The sequence below is a fragment of the Streptomyces sp. NBC_00328 genome (genome assembly GCF_036139655.1).
Lineage (GTDB): Bacteria > Actinomycetota > Actinomycetes > Streptomycetales > Streptomycetaceae > Streptomyces.
The window spans coordinates 149,315-167,408 of record NZ_CP108013.1 but is presented as its reverse complement, the minus strand read 5'-3'; the positions used below and the strand labels follow the sequence as shown (position 1 = coordinate 167,408).

Below are 18,094 nucleotides of genomic sequence, written 5' to 3'. Positions count from 1 at the left end.
GCCGCCGCCCGACAGCGTGGTGAGTGGTCGGGCCGTTTCGCAGGCGCCCCGGGATCAGCCCCGCATCAGCCCTGGATGAGCCCGAGGACGTCGCCGTCGAGGTCGGTGAAGGTGGCCACCAGCCGGCCGCCGCCGACGTAGTGGTCCCCGTCGGTCTGCGGCTCGCTCATCGGTTCATTCTGACTCCAGCAGGTTTCGAGCCGCTTCAAGGACCCCCTTGCCACGCTGTGTGCGCCGTGCATCCAGAAGGGGTATCCATGAAAAAGCTCGGATTGGTAAATGCGGTGATCGTGATCGGCCTGTCGGTTCCGGCCGTCACGCCCGTGGCGGCGGCCGAGGGGGCTGCCGCGCCGACCACGGGAACAATCGCCTGGTCGCCGTGTCCTGACATCGACCCGAACCTCGGTGCGTTGCTCAAGGGCCTGGAGTGCGGCTCGGTGGAGGTCCCGCTCGACTACGCCCAGCCCGGCGGTCAGAAGATCAAGCTGGCGCTGACCCGCGCCAAGCACACCGTCATCGACGACCAGTACAAGGGCGTCGTGCTGCTGCACCGCGGCCAGTGGCCCGGCCCGATCAGCCGCGACATGCCCACCCGGTACGCCAAGGGCACGACCGGGCTGGCGAAGGACGTTGGCGCCGCTTACGACTGGATCGGCTTCGACCCGCGCGGCGTCGGGGCCAGCGAGCCGGCGATCGTGTGCGACCCGTCCTACATCAACCCGGTGCTGGCCGACCCCGTGCCGAAGACGGCCGAGGACGAGCAGAACGCCGTGTCCAAGGCCGAGGCGTACGCCAAGAGCTGTGGTGACAAGTACGGCGACCTGCTCAACCACTTCACCACCAAGGACTCCGCGCGCGACCTCGACCAGATGCGGATCGCGCTCGGCCAGGAGCAGATCACCTACTACGGCATCGACTGGGGCGGCTACCTCGGCTCGGTCTACGCGACGATGTACCCGACCCGGGTGAAGCGCATGGTGCTCGACAGCGTGCCCAGCCCCAGCGGCGTGGGGTACCAGAACCAGATGTTCAAGAACATCACGTCCGAGTACAACGGCGGGATCTTCTTCGCCTGGGTCGCCAAGTACGACTCCGTCTACCACCTCGGCACGACCGCCGACGAGGTCGAGGCGAACTACTACAAGGGCCAGGACGCCCTCCGTGCGGCGCCGGTCGACGGCAAGATCGGACCGGGCGAGTGGGCGAACGTCTTCGAGCAGGTCGTCTACCGCAGCTGGACCTGGGTGAGCCGCGCGAAGATACTCTCCGACTTCGTGGTGCGCGGTGACGCGACGGCGCTGCGCGCCGACTCCCCGACCCCGGGCTTCCCTCAGCAGAACCGCGTCGCGATGACCAACGCGGTCAACTGCACCGACGGCCGGTGGCCGAAGGACTGGAAGGTGTGGAGCGCCACCCTCGCCAGCCAGTACGCCGCCGGGAACCACCTCCTGACCTGGAGCAACGGCTGGTACAGCGCGCCGTGCGCGTTCTGGCCGGTGCAGACCCAGGCTCCGGCGCAGGTCGGCAACGGCAGCGCCAACGTCCTGCTGGTGCAGCCGCAGTACGACAGCGCACACGGGATGTTCGGCGCTCTCGACATGCGTATCCGGTTCCCCAACTCCCGTCTCATCATGGAGTTGGGCGGCCACAACGTCGGCTCGGCGCTGTCGGCGAACAACAACCCCTGCCTCAACACCTACGTCAGCGACTACCTGAGGGACGGCACTCGTCCCACCTCGTCGTGGGGCATCGACGCCACCTGCCAGGCGCCCGAGGACCCGGTGCCGCCGACGGCCTGATCCGTCGTCAGCCGGGCCCCGCATGATCACCATGCGGGGGCGACAACTGCCATGGATTTCCTGATCATTCATAGTCGTCTCTGGTCAGACATCTCACGTAGCTTGGTTTTGTGAGGCTGTCGGAGTGGGCGCGTCAGCAGGGCGTGAGCTACCAGACCGCCTGGCGGTGGGTGAAGGACGGGAAGATGCCCGTGCCGGTCCGCCAGGCGCCGTCCGGGACGTGGCTGGTCGATGAGGTGGCCGTCCAGCCGTCCGGACGCGTGGTGGCGTACTGCCGCGTGTCGTCAGCAGACCAGAAGGTCGACTTGGATCGGCAGGCTGCGCGGGTGGTGTCCGGCGCGAATGGACTGGTCCTGGCCGTCGCGGAAGTCGTGACCGAGGTCGGGTCAGGGCCGGACGGGCGCCGTCGCAAACTGCATCGGCTTCTCGCCGACCCGGGTACGGCTGTGATCGTGGTCGAGCACCGTGACCGGCTGACCCGGTTCGGCGTCGAGCACCTCGAGGCCGCGCTGTCGGCGTCCGGCAGGCGCCTGGTCGTCCTCGACCCTGCCGAGACCGCGGACGACCTGGTGCGGGACGTCACCGAGGTGCTCACCTCGATGTGCGCCCGCCTGTACGGGCAGCGGGCGGCGAAGACCCGGGCCGCCCGCGCGGTGGCCGTGGCGACCGGCGAGGCCGCCGAGTGAAGAAGTTCCGGCCGCAGCCCGGGTTCGTGGTGCAGGCGTACCGCTTCGCGCTGGACCCGAACGCCGCCCAGGAGGCCGCACTGCGCTCGCACTGCGGTGCGGCGCGCGCGGCATACAACTGGGCTGTCGGCTGGGTGACCGCATCCTGGTGGCAGCGCCGGACCGAGGAGACATACGGCGTCCCCGAGGGCACGCTGACCGAGTGGCGGCCGTGGTCGCTGCCATCGCTGCGCAAGGAGTTCAACGCCGCCAAGCACACGGACCCCCGGTTCGCCTCCTGGTGGGAGGAGAACTCCAAGGAGGCGTACTCCACCGGTCTGGCGAACGCGTCGGCCGCGTTCGACAACTACGCGAAGTCGAAGAACGGCAAGCGGCGCGGCCGGCGGATGGGGACGCCGCGCTTCAAGTCGAAGCACAAGGCGCGCCTGTCCTGCCGGTTCACCACCGGCACCATCCGCCTCGACGCCGACGGACGGCACGTCACCCTGCCGAGGCTCGGAACCATCCGCGTCCACGAGCCCACCGCCAAGCTCCTGCACCGCGTCCAGGCCGACAGGGCGCGGATCCTGTCCGCGACCGTCCGTCACGAACGCGGACGCTGGTTCGTGTCCTTCCAGATCGAGGTCAAACGCGACCTCGTCCGCGTCGCACGGCCCGAAGCCGCGGTCGGCATCGACCTGGGCGTGAAGACTCTCGCGGTCATGGCCGACAGCACCGGTGAGATCCGCGAAGTGTCCAACCCCAGGCGTCTGGACAGCGCCCTGAAGGAGCTGCGCCGCGCCTCCCGCACCGTCTCCCGCCGCCGCGGTCCGGACCGCCGGACCGGACAGCGGCCCTCCTCCCCGTGGAAGAAGGCCGACTCCGTCCGCAACAAGGTGCACCACCGCATCGCGAACCTCCGCGCCAACGCCCTGCACAAGCTCACCACCGCCGTGGCTGCCAAATACGGCACCGTCGTGGTGGAGGACCTGAACGTCGCCGGGATGCTCCGCAACCGGCGCCTGGCCCGCAGGATCGCCGACGCCGGATTCGGGGAGATCCGCCGCCGGCTCACCTACAAGACCCAGCGCAACGGCTGCCGCATCCTGGCCGCCGACCGCTGGTACCCCTCCTCCAAGACCTGTTCCGGGTGCGGCGCGGTGAAAGCCAAGCTGCCGCTGCACGTGCGGACCTACGAATGCGACGCCTGCGGCCTGGTCATCGACCGGGACGACAACACCGCACTCGCCGCACTCGCGGCAATCGCAGCAACAGGTACCGGAGTGGCCGCAGACCTGGACACCCCCAAGGTGTCGAAGCCTCGTGGAGCCGACCACAAGACCCGCACCACCCGCCCCCATCGCAAGACAGGGACGGGGCGGGCGGTGCCCACCTCATCCCACTCTCGTTCTTCTGGGACGGGACCGCCATCCTCATCTCGACCCCGCGCGGTTCCGTGACCGGTCGCAACCTGCTGGCGGACGGCCGGGTGCGCGTCGGCCTCGGCCTGACGCGCGACGTCGTGATCGTCGACGGCGACGCGGAGCCGGTGGACGTCGCCGAACTCGGCGGGACGGCCGACGCCTTCGCGGCCAAGACCGGGTTCGACCCGCGCGAACTCGACCAGCCCTACCAGTACTTCCGCGTACGGCCCCGGCGCATCCAGGCCTGGCGGGAGGCCAACGAGCTGGCCGGACGCACGCTGATGAGCGACGGCGTCTGGCTCGGCTGAGTACCTGGGAGGAACCCCGGAGGAACCCCTTCCCCCGAGGCACGTAGTCGGCCGGTCACCCGCGTGACCGGCCGGCGGCTTTTCGGAGTCCAGTCGTTCTTGACCAGGGTTGCGGATGACGTTGTCAGGCTGTGCGGGAAAAGCCATCTGAATTCTGGAAGGGCGAACATGACGTCAATCGAGGTTCCGGTCCTGATCGTGGGCGGCGGCGGGTGTGGCCTGTCCGCCTCCGTCTTTCTCTCTGACCAGGGCATCGACCACCTGCTCGTGGAGCGGCACGCGGACACGTCGAGGGTGCCGAAGGCGCACTACCTCAATCAGCGCACGATGGAGATCTTCCGCCAGCACGGGATCCGCGATGACGTCCTCGCGGAGGCGGCGCCGCTGGACAAGTTCGGCAAGGTGCGCTGGGCGACCACGTTCGCTGGTGACGGGCCGATCGACGCTCGCCGGATCCATGAGATGGACGCCTTCGGCGGTGGCGAACTGACGGAGCGCTACGGGGCGGCCGGGCCGGAACTGCCCTCGAAGCTGCCGCAGATGTGGCTGGAGCCGATCCTGCGTCGTCACGCGGAGCAGCGCAGTCCGGGGCGGATCCTCTTCAGCCACGAGGTGATCGACTTCTCCGACGAGGGCGACCACGTCGTCGCCGAGGTGCGCAACGTCGAGACCGGCGAGGTCATCACGGTCAAGGCGCAGTACCTCCTCGGCGCCGACGGCGGCCGCTTCGTCGGCTCCAAGGTCGGCATCGAGTTGCAGGGCCCGCCCAGCAACGTCAACACGACGACCGTGTACTTCTCCGCGGACCTGTCGCAGTGGTGGGAGGAGGGCACGCTCATCACGCACTACCTCAGCCCGGAGGACCCCGACCTCTCCGTCAACCTCATCGAGATGGGTCCGAGCTGGGGCAAGGCCTGCGAGCAGTGGGGCCTGCACATGGCCCCCGGCCCGGCCGGCCGCTGGGACAACGAGACGGTCGTCGACCGCATCCGTGAAGTGCTGAAGGTGCCGGATCTGGAAGTGACCGTGCACAAGATCACGGACTGGATCGTGAACGCGGTCCTCGCCGACAAGTACCGGGTCGGCCGGGTGCTGATCGCGGGCGACGCCGCGCACAAGCAGCCGCCCGCCGTGGGCCTCGGCCTCAACACCGGCATCCAGGACGCGCACAACATCGCCTGGAAGCTGGCTGCGGTACTGAACGGCAGCGCGCCCGAGAGCCTGATCGACACCTACGAGGCCGAGCGCCGGCCTGTAGGCCGCGAGAACGTCGACTGGGCGGTCTCCGCCGCTCAGCACCACCAGGCGGTCATCGACGCCATCGGCGGCGGCCACAACATCCCGGCGGGGCGCCGCGGGCAGCGTCTGGCGGCGTACTTCGACCCGTCCCCGCTCGGCGACACTGTGCGGGCGCGGGCCCTGGAAATATTCGACACCCACCGCGGCGGCTGCCAGTCGTTCGAGATGGAGATCGGCTTCGCCTACGAGGAGGGAGCGGTCGTCTCCGACGGCACCGAGCGCCCGGCCCGCGTCCCCATGCGCGACGAGCACACGCCGACGTCGCGCCCCGGCCACCGGTTGCCGCACGCCTGGATCACCCGGGACGGCGAGCGCCTGTCCACCCTCGACCTGACGGGCAGGACCGGCTTCACGCTGATCACCGGCCCGGAGGGGACGGCGTGGAGCGAGGCGGCCGCACGCGTGGCGGAGAAGTTCTCCGTCCAGGTCAACGCGGTCCGCATCGGCGACGGCGCCGAGTACGCCGACGTGGACGGCGGGTGGGAGGCCGTCCGGCAGATCACTGGTGCCGGCGCGCTCCTGATCCGTCCCGACCAGCACGTGGCCTGGCGCAGCACCGGCGCCGGCAAGGACGCGGAGCAGGCGCTGACGGAGGTCTTCGCCACGATCCTGGACCGCTGATGCGGTCAGGGATCCGATCAGGATCCGATCAGAGATCCGGTCAGCGATCCGAGCGCTGACCGGATCTTCTGGTGCCGCGACGAAGACCGCCGCTTCCGCGACGCGGAACGGGCAGGACGAGAAGGGCCGTGCCCGGGCACGGCCCTTCTCGTCCTGCCCGTAAGCCGGCGCACGCATGCCGAATCCACTGGAGTGATCACTTCGGGATCACTCCAGTGGCATCCTCCCCCTCTTAAAAGAGGGGGATTCCAATCCAGGTGGGTTGAGGTTCACGGACGCTCGACCGCTGTTCGGGCGGTGTCGTCCCTCCGGCACCGGCTGATCGCCGGGGGCGGGGACGTCTTCGACCCGGCCCGGGGCCTTGTGCCCGGTGCGTTGGCGCAGCAGGCCCCAGCCCTGCGCGAGGATGGCCCGGTTCAGCCCGGCTTTCTGCCTGACCTGTCTGCCGGGCTGCTCGGTGGTTCCGCTGGCCGAGCGGGTCATGTTCTTGATGTTCAGCTTCTCGAACCGCACCAGACGGTAGGTGCGGGCGAGCATCGTGCTGGTCTTCTCGCACCAGTCCTTGCGCCGGTCTGCTTCACGGGCCTTGATACGGGCGGCCTTGGCGTACTCGGCGCTCTTGCGCTCGCTTTCCTTCAAGGCGCGTGCGGCACGTCGCTGGTGTTTGCGGACCTGCGCGCGTTCCTTCACGGTGAGCTGCGGGCAGTTCAGCTTCCGCCCGTCGGAGAGGGCGGCGGTGATGGTCACGCCCCGGTCGATACCGATGACCTCGCCCGTACCGGGCGGTGCGGCGACCGGTGCGGGGACGACCGCGAAGGCGATGTGCCACCGGCCGTTGCGCAAGGTGACACGGAACGTCTTCGCGGCGGGCAGGTCGGTCCGGGTGAGGCGGAAGCGGACCCAGCCGCAGCCGGGCACCTTGACCCGAGCCCACCGCCGGTTGAGCTGGTGCACCACCACGGAGCGGCCCATGACCTGCCTGCCGGTCTTCGCGTTCAGCTTCGGTGAGCCGTCCTCGGTCAACTCCGGCACCCGGTCGGTGCCGATGACACGCTCAACGCCGAGATCCTGCACCTGCTCGAGATCGCCCTCGACGCCAGCAGGGCAGAGGAATCGCCCTGACGGCGATTCCTCTGCCCTGCTCCGCAGGGGCTCGCATTCACCCCCGGCCTGAAGGCCGGGGCACCCTGCAAGGAAACGAGAAGGAAACGAGGTGGATTCGGGCTCACACCCCGACTGCGACCGAGTCAGCTACAGCAGCCTTCTTCACGACGGGGAGGATCTGGTCGACGGCCCTCCGCGAGGTCATCATGCAGACACCGACGCCCACGCCGTCGTACACCGCACCGCAGACCGCGAGTCCGGGCTGGGTCGCCACGGTCTCACGGATCCGCCGCACCCGGTCCACGTGGCCGACGGTGTACTGCGGCAGGGCGCTCTCCCAGCGGCTCACGCGGGACGCCACCGGGACACCGGTCACGCCGGTGGCCTCGGCGAGCTCGGCCGTCGCCAGCGCGACCAGGTCGGCGTCGTCGAGCTGGAGCAGGTGCTCCTCGCCGAACCGTCCGAGCGAGCAGCGCACGATCTCCACCTCGCCCGCCAGGTGCGGCCACTTCACCGTGGTGAACGTGACCTCCTTGACGGCCTTCCCCTCCTCCGCCGGCACCCGGTAACCGGCGTAGCCGCGGCCCGAGAGCCCGCTCGGGAACGCCGTGCGCGGGTAGGCGAGCGTCACCATGGCCACGCTGGCGTACGGCACCTCGGAGAGCGCCGAGACAGCGGAGGACGTACCCGGGACCCCGGCGAGCAGGCTGCCCGTCGGGCCGGCCGGGGTGGCGATGATGACCGCGTCGGCGTCGATGACCTCCGAGTCGGTGGCCGACCCCACGGTCACCTGCCAGCGGTCACCCTTGCGTGTCAGGTCCCGGACGGGGGTGCCGGTGCGCAGGGCCGTGTCCGGCGCGGCGTCCAGCACCTGCTGGACGATCGCCGCGGGCAGCGTGCCGAAGCCGCCCTCGAGGGTGGCGACGCTCACCGGCGGGGGCTTCTCGCCCTCTTGCAGGTGCGGCACCAGCGAGCCGGCCGCGTCCGCGAGCGAGATGTGATCGCGGGACGCCCTCGCCAGCGGGGTCAGGGTGGCTTCGAACGAGAGGTCCGAGGCACGCCCGGCGAACACACCGGCGAGGAACGGCTCGACGAGGCGGTCCACGACCTCCTGGCCGAACCGCCCGCCGACGAAGGACGCGACCGAGATGTCGCCCTTCAGGTCGAACGAGGGCAGCACGAGGTCCTGCTGCGCCCGCTCCACGCCCTCGGCGGACAGCACCCCGGACCGGGCGAGGTCGTCCATGTCGCAGGGCACACCCATGAACTGACGGTCGGGCTGGTGCCTGATCGTGCCCCCGGTCCAGATCGCCGACGCGGTGACGGGGCCCGCCGACATGATCTGCTCGCCGAGTCCCGCCTCCTTGATCAGGCCGGTGGTCTTCTTGCGGTTGGCGTACAGCGACTCGGCGCCCTCGTCGACCGCGACTCCTGCCACGTCGGAGACCAGCAGCTTTCCGCCCAGCCGGGACGAGGCCTCAAGGAGCGTCACGCGCACCGGCTCGTTCCGCAGGTGGAACGCCGCCGCCAGTCCCGAGATCCCGCCACCGACGATGACCACGTGGGGCTTGCCGCTCGCCTGAGCCTGTTCGCTCCCAGTCATTCCACCAGCTCCTTCATGGTTACGGTGTCGTAAGGCCCGTACGGTCGGCGCCGAGACAGGCCGTGGGCAGTCTGGCCGAGCGCCCCGGACCCCGGGTGGAGGGCGCCTTGAAGGCGGGCCGAATCTTTCGCGATTGCTCGCCGGTCGGCTGTTCGACCGCGGGCTTTCGGCATTTGAACAGGGTGGTTCGACGGCAGCATCGGAGGTGCCCGGGCATTTGCGTTTCGTACCGTGAACGTATTAATTCATTGCTTAAAAACCGGGCGCAGGATGTTCCGCTCGCCGCCTCCGCGTATCCGGCGAATTGGCGTTCCGGAGGCATTGGAACCTGGACCTCACGAAAGGGAAAAACGTGCCGTTCGAGAAGGTCGCGCTCATCACGGGCGCCAACAAGGGCATCGGATTCGCCATTGCGAGGCAACTCGGCGAGCAGGGGATCATCGTTCTCATCGGCGCCCGGGACGAGGTGCTCGGCAAGCAGGCCGCCGACGCGCTGGCAGACGAAGGCGTCACGGCCGTGCCGCTCCGGCTCGACGTGACGGACCCGGCCTCCGTGGGGGAGGCGGCCCGCGAGATCGAGCGGCGGTTCGGGCGCCTGGACATCCTGGTGAACAACGCCGGCATCGCGGGCGGCTTTACCGGGACGCCCAGTGAGGCGACCGCCGTCGACCTGCGGGAGGTCTTCGAGACCAATGTGTTCGGGGTGGTCACCGTGACCCACACGATGCTGCCGCTGCTGCGCCGTTCTCCGGCCGGCCGCATCGTCAACCTGTCCAGTCACGTGGGCTCGCTGACCCTGGCCTCGGCTCCGAGCGGCCCTCTGGCGGGCCTCAACATGATCGCCTACCAGTCCTCGAAGACCGCTCTGAACGCGGTGACGTTCGCGTACGCGAAGGAGCTGCGGGAGACCCCGATCAAGGTCAACGCGGCGCTCCCCGGAGTGGTGGCGACCGACATCAACCAGAACCGCGGGTTCCGGTCCCCCGCCGAGGGCGCGGAGATCGCCGTCCGGCTCGCCACGCTGGACGAGGCCGGCCCGTCGGGCCAGTGCCTGTCCGACGACGGCCCCGTTCCGTGGTAGCGCGCAACGTCACCATCCCGCGAGGGACCTCGGCCGTTCGCGGCCATCACACCTGACAGCCGGGCCGGGCAAGGACCGGCGGGCACACAACATGGAGGCAGACAGTGGCGGTTGCAGAGACGATCCTGGTGACAGGCGGCACCGGCCGGCAGGGTGGGGCGGTCGCCCGCGAGCTGCTGCGGCGGGGTTTCTCCGTGCGCGCCCTGGTCCGCGACCCGCAGAAGGCGCAGGCGCGGGCGCTGGAGGAGGCGGGCGCGGTCCTCGTCCGCGGTGACATGGACGACGAGGCGTCGCTGGCGGCGGCGACGGAGGGTGTGTACGGGGTCTTCAGCGTGCAGACCTTCCGGGGCGCCGGCGGCGTCGAGGCCGAGATCCGCCAGGGCAAGGCGGTGGCCGACGCCGCGGTGCGGGCCGGGGTGAAGCACTTCGTCTACAGCTCGGTCGGCGGTGCGGACCGGGACACCCGCGTCCCGCACTTCGAGAGCAAGCTGGTGGGTGAGCAGTACCTGGCGACGCTCGACCTGCCGACCACGGTGCTGCGGCCGGCGATGTTCCACGACATCCTCCTCGACATCGCCCCCCGCGCGAGGCAGGGCGAGCTCGTCCTGGCCATGTGGCTCGACCCCGAGACCTCGGTGCAGATCATGGCGACGAGCGACATCGGCGCCTTCGCCGCGGACGCCTTCGAGAACCCGCAGGAATGGATCGGCCGGACGGTCGACATCGCCAGCGACGAGCTGACCGGGCCGCAGATGGCTGCGGCGTTCGAGGCCGTCTCCGGCATCCCGACCCGCTTCCAGCAGCTGCCCATCGAGCCGCTGCGCGCGGGTCGCCCGGACCTGGCCAACATGTTCGACTGGTTCGAGCGTGACGGTTTCCAGGCAGACCTGACCGAACTGCGCAAGAACAGGCCGAACCTGGTCTCCGTGGAGGCGTGGCTGAAGGACAACTGGACCGCCCCGGCGGTCGCGGCCCGCGGCTGACGCCCGAGCCGGCCGTGGTGGACGCCGGGGCTCAGGCGAAGATCGGGTTCCGGGTCCGGGTGCGCTTGAGCTCGAAGAACCCGTCGGTCTCGGCCACCGCGAGCACGCCGTCCCAGAGCTTCACCGCGGCCTCCCCCCGCGGTGTGGGCGTCACCACGGGTCCGAAGAAGGCCACCCCCCCCACGGCGATGACGGGGGTGCCCACATCGGTGCCGACGCGGGCGATGCCGTCGTGGTGCGAAGCACGCACCGCGCTGTCGAACGCGTCGGACCCGGCCGCGTCGGCCAGGGCGGGATCGAAGCCCGAGGCGGCCAGGGCCGCCTCGTAAGTGGCCCGCTCCTTGGGCGCCTTGTCGAGGTGGAACCGGGTGCCGAGTTCGGTGTAGAGCCGGCGCAGCGCCCCGGGTCCGTACGTGTGCTCGGCGGCGGCGCAGACCCGTACCGGCTCCATTCGCAGGGCCAGGTCACGGTGCCAGCGCTCGTCCAGGTCCGCGCGTCCCTCGTTGAGCAGCGTCAGGCTCATGATGTGCCAGCGGATCTCCAGGGGCCGTCGCTCTGCGACCTCAAGGACCCACCGGGATGTCATCCACGCCCAGGGGCAGCTCGGGTCGAACCAGAAATCCACCGGGGTCGGGGTGTCGTGTGCCAACGTCGGCCTCCTCAAGGCGATTGCGAGTTCGCGGTCGGCACAGCCTGACAAGCGGGGTCGGATTCCCGGTTGAGTGTTAGTAGAGGTGGGCTCCGTTCAAACGCGAGAATTCCCCGGTTGAACATTCTTGTCAATGACGTGAGAAACTTGGCCGGTTGCGGCGGAGAGAAGCGTCGACTTATCGTCTGGAATCCGAGAAAAGACACTCTGAGGGGAAAGCGATGTCCGCATCGGCCGAGGTCCGCGACCAGTCGGATTCCTACGCGCTGCTCGAATTGATTCAGGGTGCCGTCATCACCCAGGCGATCTCCGTCGCAGCCCGGCTCGGCATCGCCGACGTGCTCGCCGACGCGCCGCTTTCCGCCGAGGACATCGCACTGCGGGTCGAAGCCGACCCGCGGGCGACCCACCGGATCCTGCGCGCGCTGTCCGGCCACGGAGTCTTCGCGGTCCGTCCGGACGGCCGGTACGAGAACACGGCGCTGTCCAACAAGCTCCGCGAGGACGCGCAGGACTCGATGCGGAAGTTCGCCCAGCTGATGAGCCACCCCCTGCTGCACGAGGAGTGGGGCCACCTGCTCACCACCGTGCAGACCGGCGAGGCCAACCTGCCCAAGCTGCGCGGCATGAGCACGCTGGACTTCTTCCACGCGAACCACGCCTACGCCGCCGCGTTCTTCCAGGCGTTCGGCAAGGTCTCGGAGTCGGAGACCGACCCGGTCCTGGCCGCCTACGACTTCTCCCGGTTCCGCACCGTCGTGGACGTCATCGGCGGCCGCGGCTACCTCCTGGCGGGGGTCCTCCAGCAGGCGCCGAACGCCAAGGGCGTGCTGTACGACTTCGAGATCGCGACCGTGGACTCGGCCTCGCTCTTCGAGGAGGCCGGCGTCGCGGACCGCTGCACCGTCGAGCACGGCGGCTACCTCGGCAAGCTGCCCAAGGGCGGTGATGCGTACCTGTTCAAGCGCATCATCCACAACTTCTCCGAGGAAGACGCTTTGACCGCCCTGCGCAACGCACGCGAGGCGATCGGCCCCGACGGCAAGCTGCTCTGCATCGAGTACCTGCTCCCCGAGAACAACGAGCGCCACATCGGCCACACCATCGACCTCTGGCTGATGCTGATGATCGGTTCCCAGGACCGCACCCTCGCGCAGTACACCGAGCTGTTCGCCAGGGCGGGCTTCAAGATCAGCAGGGTGATTCCCACCGCGTCACCGATCTCGATCATCGAGGCGATCCCGGTCTGACGGCCCTGTCCGGCGTCCTCTCACCTTCCAGCGCACCGCTATCACACAGGAGAACTCCCGATGGCTCAACGGATGGGCAACCCCTCCCTGGTCGTTCCCGGCGCCCTGCAGCCCCTGCTCGACCTGTCCGAGGTCATCGGCAAGGTTGGCGTGCCGCAGTCGACCCTCGACTTCATCCGGCTGCGCGTCGCCGCGCTCAACGGCCGGGTCTACACCTTCCCGGCCGAGCCCGCGGACAAGCGCCTGCCCCTGGTGGACACGTGGCGGACCGAGCCCTCCTTCACCGACGCCGAGCGCGCCGCCCTGGAGCTGGCCGAGGCCGTCACCGTGCAGACCGACGCCCGGAGCGCGCCGTCGGACGAGGTCTGGGCGAACTCCTCCAAGCACTACACCGACGTGCAGCTCGGCGCCCTGATCATGCACATCAGTCTGGTCAACTTCTGGAACAGGGTGAACGTCGCCACCCACCAGGACGACGCGGTCTGGCGCTGAGGAAGAGGAGACATCACCGTGTTGAAGCTCATCAACGCCGGCCTGGGCCGGACCGGCACGACATCACTCCAGGTGGCCCTGGAGCGGCTCGGCCTCGGGCCCTGCTTCCACATGTTCGAGATCGTCGACGACGAACAGCGCCTCGCCCGGTGGGAGCGGATCATCTGCGACGGCGAGCGCCCCGACTGGGCCGCGCTCTACGACGGCTACACCTCCGCGGTGGACGGTCCCTCCACCGTCTACTACCAGCAGATCAGCGAGGCGCTCCCCGGGACCAGGGTGGTCCTCACCGTGCGCGACGCCGAGGGCTGGTACAAGAGCACCTACGACACGCTGTACCAGTTCGCGCTGCGGACCATGGAGCACCCGCCCGAGCCGGGCTCCCGGCAGGCCCGGCTGTTCCGCGTCGTCAACGCCCTGGTCTGGGAGGGCCTCTTCGACGGCCGGTTCTCGGACAAGGACCACGCCATCGAGGTCTACCACCGGCACACCGAAGACGTCGTGCGCGCCCTCGGCGCGGACAACGTCCTCGTGTACGACGTGCAGCAGGGGTGGGAGCCGCTGTGCGCGTTCCTCGGGGTCGAGGTTCCCGACGAGGAGTTCCCGCGCGCCAACAGCTCCGAGGAGATGCGTCAGCGGATAGCCCAGGCAGCCGGCGCCGGCCCGGTTCCTGCCGGTTGAGTCAGCGAGTCCCGGCATCACGACGAGAACGGCAGCCGGCGTCCTCGGACGCCGGCTGCCGTTCTCGGGTTCTGGGCGCGCCCCGTGGGCCCGCGCCGATCACCGGCGCGGGCTCACGGCATTGCGTGTGTGTGGTTGCCGCCCGCGTGCAGATGGATGGCCGGCGACACCACGAGGGGCCGCATCATGTGCTGCTCGTGCTCCAGCATGTGGCAGTGGTGGACGCCCCTGCCGACGACGGGGAACCGGACCGCCACGGTGACCAGCTCGCCCAGCGTGGCGTTCGGCGTGATCTGGCCCGCCGTACCCACCCGGATGACGTCCTTCTCTCCGAGCTCGTGCGCTTCCAGCACCCCCGCGGCCTTGAACGCGATGGGCCTGGCCGAGCCGCGGGTGGCGCGGTCGAACCCGGTGATGTCGTAGTTCTCGCGGGACTGCACCTGGAAGTGCGACAGATGGATGTGCATGGGGTGCGGGGACGCGGCGAGGTTGAGGTACTTCCAGATCTCCACGCTGCCGAGCGCGGCGGTGAACGTCCTGCCGTCGTCGTACGCCATCGCCGTCCTGCGCAGCGTCTTGACGGTGCCCTCGGCGTCCCGGACCTGGATGGTCCCGGGGGACGGGAACGTGATCCCCGCCGGGTCGATCTCCTCCATCTCCCACAGCTCGGGAATGTTCGTCGAGCCGGGACCGACCACGACCACCCACCGGGGGGCGACGTCGTGGGGCAGGTCGTGGTGGGTGAGCCGCTTGAACGTGGGCGAGATGACCTCCGGCAGCACAAACCGGTTGGACGGGCGCTGGTCCGCGACGCGGAACTGCATCACGTCGGGCTCCAGCAGGTCGTTGGGCTTGTCGGAGGCACCGGGCGCGATGCCCTCCAGCGTGTTGACCAGCTTCAGGGCCTGCCCCCGGAACGCGCTGAAGTCGATCAGTACGTCGGCGCGCTCGCCGGGGGAGAGGTTGAGCGCCCCCTCGACGGTCAGCGGCTTGTCGATCAGGCCCTGGTCGGTCCCGATCACCCGCAGCGCACCCGGGACGGGCCGGCCGTCCGACAGCAGCATCAGCCGGTATATCCGGGAGTTCGCGGCGTTGACGATCCGGAACCGGTACCAGCGCGGCGCGACCTCCAGGTACGGCCAGACCACCCCGTTGACCAGGGTGTATGGGGCCGCGTGGGTACGCATGAGCCGCTGCGGGCCGATCATCTCCACCTTGTGGACCAGCCGGCCGGCGAGGGCACCGGACTCGTCCACGTCGAAGTTGCGGTCGCTGAGGATCAGCGGCACGTCGCGGGCACCGTCGGGCAGGTCGAGCGCCTCCTCCTCCTCGTTGCGGGAGAGGAACAGGCCCGCGAGCCCGGCGTAGACGCTGAAGCGGCTCACGTGGTGGGTGTGGTCGTGGTACCAGAGCGTGGTCGCGGCCTGGTTGTTCGGATAGGCCGACAACTGCACGTCGCCCGGGCCTATGAGATTCTCCATCCAGCCGTCGTTGCCGCCGCCGGTCAGCATGCCGTGCAGGTGCACCGCGGCCCACGGCGCCAGGTCCGACACGTCGGGGACCACTTGGGTTCCCGACGTGCCAGGGTAGTTGGAGAGCGGGTCGGGTGAGCGGCCCGTGGTCGAGCCGAAGTCGACGGCCTTGACGGGGATGTTGCCCGTCAGCTGGTTCTCCCAGACGATCCGCAGCGGACGGCCGCTGACCGTCTGGATCGTCGGGCCCGGGTAGACGCCCTCGTACGTCCACATCGTCACCGGCGGCATCTCCGAGTGCACGGTGACGTCGGCGGTGCGCATGCGGACGGTCAGCTCGTCATGGTCGCCGCGGTCGCGGGGGCGCAGCACCGGCGGGACCCGCAGCGGATCCCTGAACTTCGTCAGCTTCAGCTCGGGCGCCGTCGGCTCGGGCCCGCCGGCCGTCAGGGCGGCCGCACCATCTGACTTGAAGAAGGGGGCGGCGGTCACCAGGGCGCCCAGCCCGGCCATGGCGCCGTAACGCAGCAGCGTGCGGCGGTTCGGCCCGGATGGCTCGAATGTTTCGGAAGCTGTGGGATCCATGCGCCCGACGGTAGGGGCGGCCGCTCTCGTCGAACTCGAGCTCGGCTCCAGGACGTGCCTTTCCGGCAGGGCCCGGCGCCGGTGGACGGCCCTGCCACTTCGGCAAGGCCGTCCGGGAGGCGGATTTCAGACCGCTACAGGCTCGGTGTCCCGGTTGATGAGCGTCGCGTAGTGGCCACCGCGCAGGAGCAGCTCGTCGTGGGTGCCGCGCTCGGAGACCCGGCCCCGGTCCAGCACGATGATCTCGTCGGCGTTGCGGACGGTCGACAGCCGGTGGGCGACCGTGATGGTGGTACGGCCCACGCTGGCCGCGTCGATGGCCTTCTGTACGGCCTGCTCGGTATGGGTGTCCAGGGCGCTGGTGGCCTCGTCGAGCACCAGGATCGGCGGGTCGCGCAGGATGGTGCGGGCGATCGCCAGCCGCTGCTTCTCGCCGCCGGAGAACCGGTACCCGCGCTCGCCGACCACCGTGTCGTAGCCGTCGGGCAGCAACATCAGATAGTCGTGGATGTGGGCGATCCGCGCCGCCGCGAACAGCTCCTCGTCGGTCGCGTCGGGCTTGGCGAACCGCAGGTTGTCCGCGACCGTGGCGTGGAACAGGTACGTCTCCTGGGAGACGACGCCGACCGCGGCCGTGAGCGTGTCGAAGGACAGGTCGCGTACGTCGACCCCGTCGATCGTGACGGAACCGGCCGTGACGTCGTACAGCCGCGGGATGAGGTAGCTGAGCGTGGTCTTTCCCGAGCCGGTCTCTCCGACGATCGCGAGGCTGCGGCCCGCGGGGACGGTCACGTCGACGCCGACCAGCGTCGGCTGCTCCGTTCCCGCATAGGAGAAGCCGATCCCCCGCATGCGCACCTCCCCCCGCAAGGCGGCCGGCTCGACCGGCCGCTCGGGCTCGGCGATGTCAACGGGCAGGTCGAGGTACTCGAAGATGCGGCCGAACAGCTCGAGAGAGCCCTGGATCTCGATCCCGACGGTCAGCAGCCGCTGCGCCGGGCGGAACAGGCTCTGCTGGAGGGACGTGAACGCGACCAGGGAGCCGATGGAGATGGCCATGTGGCCGTTGTCCGAGGTCAGCCCCGAGACCCAGTAGATCATCGCCGGCATGGAGGCTATGACGATCCAGATCGTGGACTGGTACCACAGGCCCGCGGTGGTGACGCGCACCTCGACGTCGGTGAGCTTGCGCGACTGCCGCGCGAAGTTGTCGGTCAGGGAGTGCGAACGGCCCATGGTGTGGCTGAGCAGGATCCCGCTGATCGACAGCGACTCCTGCATGGTCGACGACAGCTCGGCGAGCTGCCTCTGCCGGTCACGGGTGATGTTCCGCCGCTGGTTCCCGACGCGACGGCTCACCAAGGCGAATGCCGGAAGCATGAGCATGGATGCGAGCGTCAACCGCCAGTCGAGCAGGAACATGGCGGTGGTCGCGGCGATGACGACCGTCACGTCGGACAGCAGCGCCGTGGCGGTGGTCGTAATGGTGACCTGCATCCCGCCGATGTCGTTGGAGATGCGCGACTGCACCTCGCCGGTACGGGTGCGCGCGAAGAAGGCCAGCGACATCCGCTGGAGGTGGGAGTACACCGCCGTGCGCAGGTCGTGCATGACGAGCTGGCCCACCGTGGCCGACACGTGCGTCTGCCAGACGTTGAACGAGCTGGTGGTGACCGACACCATGATCATGCCGAGGGAGAGCAGGGACAGCAGCCCCAGCCTGTCCTGCGGCAGCGCCGTGTCCATGATCTCGCGGATCAGGAACGGGTTGACGAGGGCGACCAGGGAGGAGCCCGCGACCAGCAATACGACGGACAGCAGCTGCCTCCGGTACGGGCGGAACAGCCCGAGGATGCGTCGCAACTGGCCGTCTTTCATCAGTGCCTGGGGACGCGTGGTGCCCGAGCCGGCGCTGCTCACCCTGGCCTCCTTCTCTTGTTGGTCAGTTCCAGTCGACAAAACGCAGGAGACCGCGGAGTTGAAGCCGCCGGGGCCCCGCGCCGGAACGAGAGCCGTGGACACGGGCATGTGCCGCGGCGTGGTCACCAGATCCAGGTCGTGCCTATCCCAGCTGTCTG

15 protein-coding genes are annotated in these 18,094 nt (G+C 69.5%); 10 read left to right on the top strand and 5 right to left on the bottom strand.

Going from position 1 to position 18,094, the window contains the following annotated elements:
• Nucleotides 1–257: 257 nt before the first annotated feature.
• From OG485_RS00725 to OG485_RS00705, 5 genes are all read left to right on the top strand, one after another.
• On the top strand, nucleotides 258–1,799 hold the full coding sequence (locus OG485_RS00725) for an alpha/beta fold hydrolase (protein ID WP_328663407.1): 1,542 nt from the start codon (nucleotides 258–260) through the stop codon (nucleotides 1,797–1,799).
• Between the two features lie 110 nt (nucleotides 1,800–1,909).
• On the top strand, nucleotides 1,910–2,485 hold the full coding sequence (locus tag OG485_RS00720; protein WP_328663405.1) for an IS607 family transposase: 576 nt from the start codon (nucleotides 1,910–1,912) through the stop codon (nucleotides 2,483–2,485).
• On the top strand, nucleotides 2,482–3,924 hold the full coding sequence (gene tnpB / locus OG485_RS00715; RefSeq protein ID WP_328663402.1) for an IS607 family element RNA-guided endonuclease TnpB: 1,443 nt from the start codon (nucleotides 2,482–2,484) through the stop codon (nucleotides 3,922–3,924). Before OG485_RS00720 ends, tnpB begins: the two co-directional genes overlap by 4 nt.
• Nucleotides 3,921–4,196 (top strand): hypothetical protein, encoded by a 276-nt coding sequence (locus OG485_RS00710; RefSeq protein WP_328663401.1) that lies wholly within the window; start codon nucleotides 3,921–3,923, stop codon nucleotides 4,194–4,196. Before tnpB ends, OG485_RS00710 begins: the two co-directional genes overlap by 4 nt.
• 168 nt (nucleotides 4,197–4,364) lie before the next feature.
• Nucleotides 4,365–6,116, top strand: coding sequence for an FAD-dependent monooxygenase (locus tag OG485_RS00705; RefSeq protein ID WP_326782995.1), 1,752 nt, complete (start codon nucleotides 4,365–4,367; stop codon nucleotides 6,114–6,116).
• A gap of 207 nt (nucleotides 6,117–6,323) precedes the next feature.
• On the opposite strand, the gene OG485_RS00700 is transcribed toward OG485_RS00705, so the two are convergent.
• Complete coding sequence (locus tag OG485_RS00700; RefSeq protein ID WP_328663399.1) at nucleotides 6,324–7,190, bottom strand: RNA-guided endonuclease InsQ/TnpB family protein; 867 nt, start codon at nucleotides 7,188–7,190, stop codon at nucleotides 6,324–6,326.
• 151 nt (nucleotides 7,191–7,341) lie between these two features.
• Nucleotides 7,342–8,823 (bottom strand): protoporphyrinogen oxidase, encoded by a 1,482-nt coding sequence (gene hemG, locus OG485_RS00695; protein WP_328663397.1) that lies wholly within the window; start codon nucleotides 8,821–8,823, stop codon nucleotides 7,342–7,344.
• Nucleotides 8,824–9,175: 352 nt separating this feature from the next.
• Here hemG and OG485_RS00690 point away from each other — a divergent pair, with 352 nt between their 5' ends.
• Together OG485_RS00690 and OG485_RS00685 are read left to right on the top strand one after the other, a co-directional pair.
• Nucleotides 9,176–9,904: an SDR family oxidoreductase gene (locus tag OG485_RS00690; protein ID WP_328663395.1), complete on the top strand. Its 729-nt coding sequence runs from the start codon at nucleotides 9,176–9,178 to the stop codon at nucleotides 9,902–9,904.
• A gap of 104 nt (nucleotides 9,905–10,008) precedes the next feature.
• A complete protein-coding gene (locus tag OG485_RS00685; protein ID WP_326782991.1) occupies nucleotides 10,009–10,887 on the top strand; it encodes an NmrA/HSCARG family protein in 879 nt (292 codons plus the stop codon).
• Nucleotides 10,888–10,918: 31 nt separating this feature from the next.
• Here the strand turns inward: OG485_RS00685 and OG485_RS00680 are convergent, their stop codons facing one another.
• Nucleotides 10,919–11,536, bottom strand: a complete 618-nt coding sequence (locus tag OG485_RS00680; protein ID WP_326782990.1) for a mycothiol-dependent nitroreductase Rv2466c family protein — start codon at nucleotides 11,534–11,536, stop codon at nucleotides 10,919–10,921.
• 221 nt (nucleotides 11,537–11,757) lie between these two features.
• On the opposite strand from OG485_RS00680, the gene OG485_RS00675 reads away from it, so the two are divergent.
• From OG485_RS00675 to OG485_RS00665, 3 genes are read left to right on the top strand one after another with little or no spacing between them, the layout of a single operon-like run.
• On the top strand, nucleotides 11,758–12,786 hold the full coding sequence (locus tag OG485_RS00675; protein ID WP_328663392.1) for a methyltransferase: 1,029 nt from the start codon (nucleotides 11,758–11,760) through the stop codon (nucleotides 12,784–12,786).
• A gap of 60 nt (nucleotides 12,787–12,846) precedes the next feature.
• Complete coding sequence (locus OG485_RS00670; protein ID WP_326782988.1) at nucleotides 12,847–13,278, top strand: carboxymuconolactone decarboxylase family protein; 432 nt, start codon at nucleotides 12,847–12,849, stop codon at nucleotides 13,276–13,278.
• Nucleotides 13,279–13,296: 18 nt separating this feature from the next.
• The gene (locus tag OG485_RS00665; protein WP_328663390.1) at nucleotides 13,297–13,959 is read left to right on the top strand and encodes a sulfotransferase family protein; all 663 of its coding nucleotides are present in this window, start codon (nucleotides 13,297–13,299) and stop codon (nucleotides 13,957–13,959) included.
• A gap of 113 nt (nucleotides 13,960–14,072) precedes the next feature.
• On the opposite strand, the gene OG485_RS00660 is transcribed toward OG485_RS00665, so the two are convergent.
• Together OG485_RS00660 and OG485_RS00655 are read right to left on the bottom strand one after the other, a co-directional pair.
• The gene (locus OG485_RS00660) at nucleotides 14,073–16,016 is read right to left on the bottom strand and encodes a multicopper oxidase family protein (protein WP_328663387.1); all 1,944 of its coding nucleotides are present in this window, start codon (nucleotides 16,014–16,016) and stop codon (nucleotides 14,073–14,075) included.
• A gap of 126 nt (nucleotides 16,017–16,142) precedes the next feature.
• Entirely contained in the window at nucleotides 16,143–17,894 is a 1,752-nt protein-coding gene (locus tag OG485_RS00655; RefSeq protein WP_328674202.1) for an ABC transporter ATP-binding protein, read from the bottom strand.
• Between the last annotated feature and the right edge of the window lie 200 nt (nucleotides 17,895–18,094).